General features: G+C 69.3%; 9 protein-coding genes and 3 pseudogenes. 4 read left to right on the plus strand and 8 right to left on the minus strand.

All coding sequences use genetic code 11. The features are described from left to right. Both NA4_RS43010 and NA4_RS43015 read left to right on the plus strand, forming a co-directional pair. Positions 1-600 (plus strand): annotated as a pseudogene (locus NA4_RS43010) (ABC transporter permease); the annotation flags it as partial. Between the two features lie 32 nt (positions 601-632). Next, on the plus strand, positions 633-1,349 hold the full coding sequence (locus NA4_RS43015) for a type 1 glutamine amidotransferase domain-containing protein (RefSeq protein WP_084497758.1): 717 nt from the start codon (positions 633-635) through the stop codon (positions 1,347-1,349). A gap of 7 nt (positions 1,350-1,356) precedes the next feature. Here NA4_RS43015 and NA4_RS35995 read toward each other — a convergent pair whose 3' ends face one another. The 3 genes and pseudogenes from NA4_RS35995 to NA4_RS43520 all read right to left on the minus strand — a co-directional run. Then, a complete protein-coding gene (locus tag NA4_RS35995; RefSeq protein WP_067480167.1) occupies positions 1,357-2,010 on the minus strand; it encodes an SDR family NAD(P)-dependent oxidoreductase in 654 nt (217 codons plus the stop codon). 57 nt (positions 2,011-2,067) lie between these two features. Continuing rightward, complete coding sequence (locus NA4_RS43515; protein WP_084497760.1) at positions 2,068-2,520, minus strand: SRPBCC family protein; 453 nt, start codon at positions 2,518-2,520, stop codon at positions 2,068-2,070. A gap of 468 nt (positions 2,521-2,988) precedes the next feature. Continuing rightward, positions 2,989-3,834: pseudogene (locus tag NA4_RS43520) on the minus strand (FUSC family protein); the annotation flags it as partial. A 574-nt stretch (positions 3,835-4,408) separates the two neighbouring features. Here NA4_RS43520 and NA4_RS43020 point away from each other — a divergent pair. Together NA4_RS43020 and NA4_RS36010 are read left to right on the plus strand one after the other, a co-directional pair. Further along, positions 4,409-4,627, plus strand: a pseudogene (locus NA4_RS43020) (amidase family protein); the annotation flags it as partial. An 85-nt stretch (positions 4,628-4,712) separates the two neighbouring features. Further along, entirely contained in the window at positions 4,713-5,519 is an 807-nt protein-coding gene (locus tag NA4_RS36010) for a class I SAM-dependent methyltransferase (protein ID WP_067480173.1), read from the plus strand. Between the two features lies 1 nt (position 5,520). On the opposite strand, the gene NA4_RS36015 is transcribed toward NA4_RS36010, so the two are convergent. The 5 genes from NA4_RS36015 to NA4_RS36035 form a co-directional block, all read right to left on the minus strand. Then, the gene (locus NA4_RS36015) at positions 5,521-6,534 is read right to left on the minus strand and encodes a cation diffusion facilitator family transporter (RefSeq protein WP_067480175.1); all 1,014 of its coding nucleotides are present in this window, start codon (positions 6,532-6,534) and stop codon (positions 5,521-5,523) included. A 204-nt stretch (positions 6,535-6,738) separates the two neighbouring features. Next, positions 6,739-7,107 carry a fluoride efflux transporter CrcB gene (crcB, locus tag NA4_RS36020; RefSeq protein ID WP_067480177.1) on the minus strand — a complete coding sequence of 123 codons (369 nt, stop codon included), beginning with the start codon at positions 7,105-7,107 and terminating at the stop codon, positions 6,739-6,741. Positions 7,108-7,297: 190 nt separating this feature from the next. Continuing rightward, on the minus strand, positions 7,298-7,792 hold the full coding sequence (crcB, locus tag NA4_RS36025) for a fluoride efflux transporter CrcB (protein ID WP_245671752.1): 495 nt from the start codon (positions 7,790-7,792) through the stop codon (positions 7,298-7,300). A 188-nt stretch (positions 7,793-7,980) separates the two neighbouring features. After that, a complete protein-coding gene (locus tag NA4_RS36030) occupies positions 7,981-8,430 on the minus strand; it encodes a universal stress protein (RefSeq protein ID WP_067480179.1) in 450 nt (149 codons plus the stop codon). A gap of 57 nt (positions 8,431-8,487) precedes the next feature. Further along, positions 8,488-8,810: flavin monoamine oxidase family protein (locus NA4_RS36035; protein WP_174553042.1), on the minus strand; the 323-nt coding region annotated here is incomplete at its 5' end.

Genomic DNA, 8,810 nt, shown 5'->3' on the forward strand with positions numbered 1-8,810 from the left:
GGCGCCGGCCTGGCCGCGGGCGCCCTACCCCTGGTCATGGGCGGCCTGCTCGCCGCAGCGCTGCTGACCAGGCTCGTCCACGGCACCGCCCGCCGGGTCACCGGAGCACTGGCCTTCGCGGCAACCGGCGGCCTGGCCGTGGCAGCGATCCTGCAATTCTGGCTCGGCTCACTGAGCGGGTCCTACCCCGCCAACGCCGGCGCCGTCGCCCTGGCCGTCGCGGCCACCTCCCTGACCATCCTCGGGCTGGAATCCCTGCTCGGCTACGCCGGAATCGGAATCGGCGCCATCACCATGATGCTCATCGGCAACCCCCTCTCCGGCACGGCGACCGCACCCGAGATGCTGCCCGGCTGGTCCGGCACGCTCGGCCGGCTACTGCCCCCAGGGGCGGGTGGCCGGTTGCTGCGATCGACCGCATTCTTCGACGGCCGCGGCGCCACCCACGCCATCGCAGTCCTGGTCGCCTGGGTCGCACTCGGTGCCGCGCTCTGCCTGGCCGGCAGCCTGCACACGCGCCGAACCGCCAATGCCGCAGCCGGACTCCGGACGACCCGCACATCACCCGCCGGCACCACGCCGGCACCCCTCGGGAGCTGAACCATATCGAGTGCTGTCGATCGCGAGCCCGGATCGACAGCGGCTCATGGCATTTCACGCGATGCCCGAGACCCCGGACACCGACGTCCAACCAGGACAACAGCGGTTTCAACGCCGCCGAGGCCGCCCACCCGTGGATTGTCTTCCGCACCGCTGGCTTCGAGATCGACCTGGTCAGCACGGCAGGCGGGCAGCCGCCGTGTGACGAGGTGGACCTGACCGACCCCGATCAGGCCGCTTTCTTCACCCAGGCGGCCGAACAACTGTCCGACACGCCCCGAGCGTCGGATATCGACCCGACCGGCTACGACGCGATCTTCTTCGTCGGCGGGCACGCCACCATGTGGGATTTTCCCGACAATCCCGAACTGGCCCGGCTGGCCCGCATCGTCTACGAAAGCGGCGGGGCCGTCGCGGCGGTCTGTCACGGCCCGGCCGCCCTGGTCGGCCTCACCCTCTCCGACGGGTCCTACCTCGTCGGCGGCAAGCGGGTCGCCGCCTTCACCGAGTCCGAAGAGGTCGCGAGCGGCATGATCGGCATCATCCCGTTCGTGCTCGCCCACCGGCTCATCGCCCAAGGCGCACAACACGTTCCCGCGCCCGACTGGACCGAGAACGTCATCCGCGACGGTCGCCTCGTGACCGGGCAGAACCCCGCCTCCGCTCGCCGTTGCGCCCGGGAGGTGGTCGCCGCACTCTCATCCAGGACTGACCTCGATCCGGTTCGCTCGGCGAATCGACGCGGGTAGGCGGAATTCAGCCGTCGTAGGACACATGCGGCGTCCACGCATCGGCGGGCCGGGTGGCGGCCGCGTGCAGCGCCGCGGCGACGCGATCCCGGGTGAACGCGCCGTCGCCGAGCACGCCATTGACCTGCACCGCGACGGCGCGGATGCCTGCGGGGGCCAATGTGGTGTCCAGGCTGGTCACCAGGTTGCGCACGGCCGCCTTCTGGACGCCGAGGGAGGCGGCCTGATGCCATGGTTTGTCCGCGGCCGCACTACCCGTGACGAGCACACGGGCTCCCTCGGACAGGAAGGGGCGCGCGGCCTGGACGGCGGGCAGCAGCGCGGCGGCGCCAGCGGTGAAGTCCGCGATCAGTTCGGGAACCGACAATTGCAGCGGGTCGGCCTGACGGAAGACGCTCGGGTTGAAGTGCAGCACGTCGATACGACCGTGGCGCTCACCCACCCCGGTGACGACGCGCGCCACGTCGTCGGGATCGGTCAGGTCCACCCCGACGCCGTCGGCGTCGAATCCCTGCCCGCGCAACTGCTCCGCCAGCGGTTCGGCGTCCCGCGGAAAGCGGCAGGCCAGCACGGTGGCGAACCCGTCGTCGGCGAACAATCGGGCAACCGACAGCCCGAGGCCGGGACCGGCGCCGAGCACGAGAAGCACAGGAGCAGTCATGGTCGTCGAGCCTAGGGCCGTGGCCGCGGTCGCGCCGAACCGCTCTGTGCGGAGCGATTATTCGACGACGGCCTTGATGCGGTTCAGTGTCTCGCGCATGCCATCGACGTTCGTCTTGCCGCGCGCCCATCCGGCCAGCAGCCAGTACAGCCGCAGCACCGGGTTGTCGTGCAGCTGGAACGACTCGGTCACGTCGGTGCCACCGTCCACCGGCTCGAGCACGTAGCGCCAGGTGTTGACCGGCATGCCGCCTGGACCGAGCACGGTGAACGCGAACTCGCGGCCGGGCTCGCAGGCGACGATGCGGCACACCGTCCAATACTTCAGCCCCCAGCCATTGCGGTTGACGTGCCCGCGGAACTTCACACCCACCGCAGGCCCGGTGGCGCCACCGAGCCACTCCGCCGCGAACGTCTCGGGACTGAATCGCCCGGTGTTCTCGATATCGCTGATCAGTTCCCAGATCTTGTCGGCCGATGCAGCCATCCGGACCGTCACGCTGTCGTGCATGCGTCCAACCCTAATCGGCACTACCGGACGTAGTGCGTCGTCAGCCCGCGCACGGCCGGAGCGAAGGCGGAGGTACCACCTGGCAGGCGGCTGGTTCGGCGCCGATGGTCCGGGCAGCGCCGATTCCAGCCGGGCCGCCCAGCCGTCCACATCGGAGAGCCGCTCACCCGGCTGCAGCACCCAGCAGGCGGCGAGCAGGTCATGACCGAAATGTGCGAGAGCGGCGTGCTCCGGCCAGTATTCGCGGGTCCACTCCGGGTCATCGGTGGCCGAGTCGATTCCGCTGCGGACCACACCGACCAACTCGAATTGCAACCGCTGGACCAGTACCCACGCCACGATGTCCATCGGCTTGCGGCGCAGCCGGTCGAGCAGGGCGCGCGCGTCAGCGACCGCGCGGCGTTCCATCCAGTGGAAGGTGCGCCGATGCCCGTGCGGCGCGACACAGTACAGCGCGAACACCGCCACCGCGACACCGAGCACCGTCTCCAGCAACCGATCCCGGATCACCGGCCCGATCGGTCCATCGGTGGTGGCGACGCCACCCGCGATCAGCGCGACCGGGGTGATGAACACGACGGCCAGCGCGTAGTTGCGCGGCACGAACAGCTCGATGCAGAACTGCAGCACAGCGATGAGCACGATCAGCGCGTAGCCGGTCGGCCCGAGTTGGTAGATGAGGGCGAACAGGCCGAGTCCGACGACGGTGCCGACGAAACGGTGAATGGCGCGCACCTGCCCGTGCACCCGATCCGGCCCGGTCTGCAACACGATCAGCGCACTGAGCACCGCCCAGTGCGGCCGCTCCAGGCCCAGCCAGGCGCTGAGCGCACCCGCGCCCAGACAGCCCGCAGCGACGCGCATCGCACTGATCGCCGCATGCGAGGAGAAGGACAAGGAACGCCGCAACCGGAAGCCCACGCTCGGACGAGCGAACGAAACCAACGGATCGATGAGCAGATCGTCGGTGTCGTCGGCCGGTGCGGATCCCGCGAGTGTGCGCCGCGCGCGCTGCAGGGTGGCCAGCAGCGTCGCTTCGCCAGGGTCACTCGGCAGCCCACCGTCGTAGACCGCGGCCCATGCGTCGGCCATCGCGGCACCCGCCCGGTGCCGCAGATCGATAGCGGAGTTGCCCGTCTCCCGGGCCGCCACATACGCATCGACCGCGCGCACGGCGGCCTCGACCGCCATGCGTTCGGGTTTGCGGTGATCACGTAGCACTCCGGCCATCGAAACGATGATCGAAGAGACCACACCGCACGCCGCGCAGAGCAGCAGCGTCACCAGCGACGCACCGGACTCCACGGCCTTCATCGCGCCCGCGCAGACCAGCGGGAAGAACAGCGCGCCCGGCGGACCGAGCCGCAGCGCGTCGATCACGAAGACAGCGAGCACCGCGACCGCCGACACCACGACCACCACGACCAGCGCAGCGCCGAATCCGGTGGTGAGCAGTCCGCCGGCCAGCCCACCGAGGCCACACGCGGCGAGCAGCGCAAGACCGGCCGCCAGCACCACCGGGCCGCGCACCCGGAACGGCCGTCCCTCGCCGTAGAGCACGGCGAAGGCGCCGAAGATGACGAAGATCGCCGCGTCCGGATTGCCGAAACCGGTGATGAGCGCGGCGGGCACGGCGAACGCCAGGGCGGCACGCAGTGCTGGGCTCCACCGTCTGCCCGCCGGCGGCAGGGCGAACAGCTGTGTGCCGACACGGCCCTTCGGCGGCACCGGATCCGGATGTGGCACCTGCTGTCCTTTCTCATCTGGACGGACTGCCTGGTGCACACACTAGATTCGGGGCATGACCGCCGACGCTCATATGCCGCTGTGCACGCGCGTCCACACCTTCGGCGACGATGTGCTCGGCAAGCACGACGCGGTCGCCCTCGCCGCGCTGGTGGCGGAAGGGGTCGTACCGATCGCGCACGGCAATGACGGCGGCGGGCCGATCCGCATCCCGGCCGCCTGTGCGGGGTTGGTCGGTTCGAAGCCGAGCCGAGGACGACATGTCGTGCCGGGCCTGGCCCGCACGCTGCCGATCGCCATCGTGAACGAGGGCATGCTGACCAGAACGGCGCGCGATACGGCGGCTTATACCGCGGCAGCCTGTCTCACCAGACTGAATTAGGTTAGGCCTAGTTGCCTCTGATTTTTCATTCGCGAAGACGGCTGGGCGCCGGAGAGGACGAACCATGGGAACGAACGTCGAATTGGCGGGAGTCCCGGAGACCATGCTGTGGACGCTCTACAACCGAGCGTCGGAAGCGAAGCGGGCGGACGGCATCCTGCGCGACCCGGACTGCATCCGGATCTTCGATGCGCTCGACTACGACTACGAGCGGGCATTCGGCGCTCCCGACGGCACGCACGCGGTGCGGTCGCTGCGCTTCGACCAGGCGCTGCAGCCCTGGCTGGCGGCGCATCCCGGCGGGAGCGTCGTCGAGCTCGCCTCCGGGTTGGAGACCCAGTTCCAGCGGTGCGACGACGGACAGGTGCGCTGGCTGTGCGTGGATGTCCCCGAAGGCATCACGCTGCGGGAACGGTTCCTGCCACCGAGCGCACGCTGTCGCCATCTGCCGATCAGCGCACTCGATCCGGCCTGGCTGGACGAAGTGGACACCGACCGGGGCGTGTTCATCACGGCACAGGGGCTGTTCATGTACTTCGAGCCCATCGAGGTACGGCGCCTGTGCGCCACGATCTTCGAGCGCCTGCCCGGCGTGGAGTTGATGTTCGACACGATCCCGCCGTGGTTCTCCCGGAAGACCCTGCGGGGCTTCGGCAAGACGTCGCACTACACCGCTCCGCCGATGCCGTGGGGCGTCAAGCGCAGCCAGGTGGCCCGGCTGCTGCGTGCGTGGAGCCCGCGGGTCGCGGAAGTGACCGTTTCGTCCTACGGGCCTTCCCGCGGGCCACTCACCGCGACCAAGCCGCTGTTCGAGCTCCCCGTGCTGCGCGACCTTCCGCCCGCCATAGTCCACGCGCGTGGCGTGCGGTAGCTCAGGGTGCGTTGATACCCGCAGCGGACGACGGGCGGTCGCGGTGAACCGGACCGTGGGCATCATCGCAGTGGCCATCCAGCACCGGCAGCAAGCGCTGCGCGTCCGAGGCGGTCGAGGAGGTGACGGCGTGGCTGTGGTCGACCTGCAGCGTGGTGTGGGTGATGCCGTAGTCGTGGTCGAGCAGCCGCTCGATCCGCTGGCGCAGCCCATGGCAGTCGGCGCCCGGGCGGACCAGTACATGCGCCGACAGCGCGATGTCGCCGGAGGTGATCTGCCAGATGTGCAGGTCGTGCACCTCGTCGATGCCCTCGATGTCGACGAGCCTGCGCCCGAGCACATCCGGATCGACGCCCGCGGGCGCCGCCTCCAGGAAGATCCGGCTGGACTCGCGCACCAGCCCGAGCCCCGCCTTGACCATCAGGGCGACGACGACCAGCGTGGCGATCGCGTCCGCCCTGGCGAATCCGGTGGTCAGCACGACGATTCCGGCCACGGCGGTGGCGATGAATCCGTACAGGTCGTTGAGCACGTGCTGGAAGGCGCCCTCGACGTTGAGACTGGACCGGTTGGCCTTGCTGATCGCCCAGGTCGCGGCGACATTGACCGCGATGCCCGCCAACGCGGTCACCACCACGAGCCCACCGGTCACCTCCGGCGGCTCCAGCAGACGGCGCACCGCCTCGTAGCTGAGCCAGCCGGCCAGCACGAGTAGCGTGACACCATTGGCCTGTGCCGAGAGGATCTCGGCCCGCTTGTAGCCGTAGGTGTACTTGCCGTTGGCGGGACGGGCGGCGAGCCGGATAGCGATGAGTGCGAGCACGATGGCCGCGGCGTCGGTGAGCATGTGCGCCGCGTCGGACAGCAGCGCCAGCGAATTCGCCAGCACACCGACCACGACCTCGATCGCCATGAATCCGGCGATCAGGGCGAGCGCGATGGTCAGCCATCTGCGGTCGGCGTCACGGGACACCCCGTGTCCGTGTGCGTGGCCATGTCCGTGCTCGTGCCCCATTGACCCAGCCCCTTCCCGTCATCGAAATGTATGCGCATATCTGCATCTGTTCGGCCAGCCTAACGCACCCCGCCCGACTTGCGGTAAATCAACTCAGTGAGCTGGATCACGTCGCAGACGGCTTCGTCAACGCTGGGCGTGCGAGGAGAAAAATGATCACGCGTGCTCGACGTCCGATCGCACATCTGCGCCGCCAGCACGTCATCAGCCGAGCATGGCGTGCACCAGGGCGTAGGAGGATATGGTTGCGGCCAGCCCGGCGACCACGCTGACCACGACGTTCATCGCCGCGTAGAAGTAGGCGCCCCGCTCGGCCAGCCGCACGGTTTCGTAGCCGAAGGTGCTGTAGGTGGTCAGCGCTCCGCAAAATCCGGTGCCAAGCAAGACGAACAGCGGCGTCGCCAGCGCTGTCCCCGCGCCGCTGAGTCCGCCGAGCACCAGGCAGCCGAGCAGGTTGACCAGCAATGTGCCCCAGGGGAACAGGCTATCGCGACGATTCTGTACCGCACGGTCGATGAGGTACCGCAGCGGCGCTCCGATCGCGCCGCCGACGACGACGAGCAGCACGCTCATGCTGTGCCCTCTCCGGCATGCGCGATCCTGCCCTGGTCACCCGAGCTGCCGCCAACGCTCAGGTCGAGTCCGCCCACAGCCCCTCCGCGCTTACCGAACCGTGGCGCACGGACCTGATGCTCTACTGCGTCCTCGATAGGCATGCACGTCCTCTCGGCGGTTACCCGAGCCACAACACCGGGCACGGCGCTCATGCCGACCGCACCCGCGCGCGGCGCGCACGCTCGTACCCGGCCCGGGTAAGCCACATCGCCGCAGCCGTAGCAAGCAGAGCGCAGATCACCGTGCCCGCCGAGTAAGCGAAGGCGACGGCGATGGTGTCCGGCCGAAGGAGACCGCGGATCTCGTTGGCGTAGGTGGAGAAGGTCGTGAATCCGCCGAGGACGCCCACACCGAGGAAAGGCCGCAGCAGCCGAGGCACCGCCCAGATCTCGGTGACCGCCACCATGAGGACGCCGATCAGAAAACAACCGCTGACATTGGCGACGAACGTGGCCATCGGGAAATGATCCGGGTGGGCGGGCAATCCCTGAGCGAGGCCGTAGCGCGCCAGCGCACCGAGTGCGCCGCCCGCGGCGACGACGAGCAATACAACACCGTGGGCGCGCCAGAACTCCCACCATCGAGCGCGATTACGCGCGGTGGCATCGGCCTCGATCGGTTCTTCGGTCAGTTCACCGGGCACGGATGTCTCCTACACGAACGGGTGCGGTGTTCGGGTAGGGACTGTCGGCGACGAATGCCGCGATTGTTCCGGATGACCGGAGCGGCGAGCCCCACCGCCGCGCGAACGCCAGGATAGTCACCCGGCAACGCGACCCGCGTCGCGGCACCGGAGTTCGCGGGAGCACCGAGGCCGCGTTGCACGCACGCTCACCGCTGTTCCGTGTGTCCGTCGCCGTCGTGCGCGACGAGAACCGAGCAGCCCGCGTGCCTCGCGGCCTTCTCCGCGGTGCTGCCCATGAAACGGCCCCAGATGCCCGAATGTCCGCTGCGGCCGAGAATCAGCAGGTCGGCATGATGTTCCTCGGCCGAGGTGGCCAGTTCCCGCGCCGCCTGACCCGCGCGAATCTCCGCCTGTACCGCGATACCGCGCTGTTCGGCGGCCGCGGCGGCGGCGTTGAGCCATCGCCGGCACGCCTGCTCCCCGATCGAGCGTTCGTTCTCGATCTCGCCGACCACCGGACCGTAGTGCGGCAAAAACTCTTCGACGGCCACCACGGTGAGCACGCAGCGGTGCACCGCCGCCAAGTCGAGCGCCATCGTCAAGGCGGCTCGGGCGCCGGGTGAGTCGTCGTAGCCCACCACGATCCGCTGGAACACCTCTTCATTCTGGTCCCTCGGCGTCGGCCCGAGCCAGCATTCGGACTACCCGGACGATCACGCCGCGGTCACGGATCGATGTACCGCCAGCACTTCGGCGGCCGCGCGCTCGCCGGAGCGGATCGCGCCTTCGATGTAGCCCGACCACTCCGTGGCGGTTTCGCTGCCCGCCCAGTGGATCGCTCCGACCGGTTGCCGCAGCGCCGAGCCCACAGTGGTCAGCACACCCGGCGGGAAGTAGGCGCCGTAACCGCCGCGAGTGTACGGGTCGTCGGCCCAGACCTTTTCGTGCCACTCGATCGGGTCGCGGGCCGCGTGGCCGAAGGCGCGCACCAGCGAACCGACGATCATCGCGCGTCGCTCGGACGCGGGCAGCGCGG

The sequence above is a fragment of the Nocardia amamiensis NBRC 102102 genome, from assembly GCF_001612745.1.
Lineage (GTDB): Bacteria > Actinomycetota > Actinomycetes > Mycobacteriales > Mycobacteriaceae > Nocardia > Nocardia amamiensis.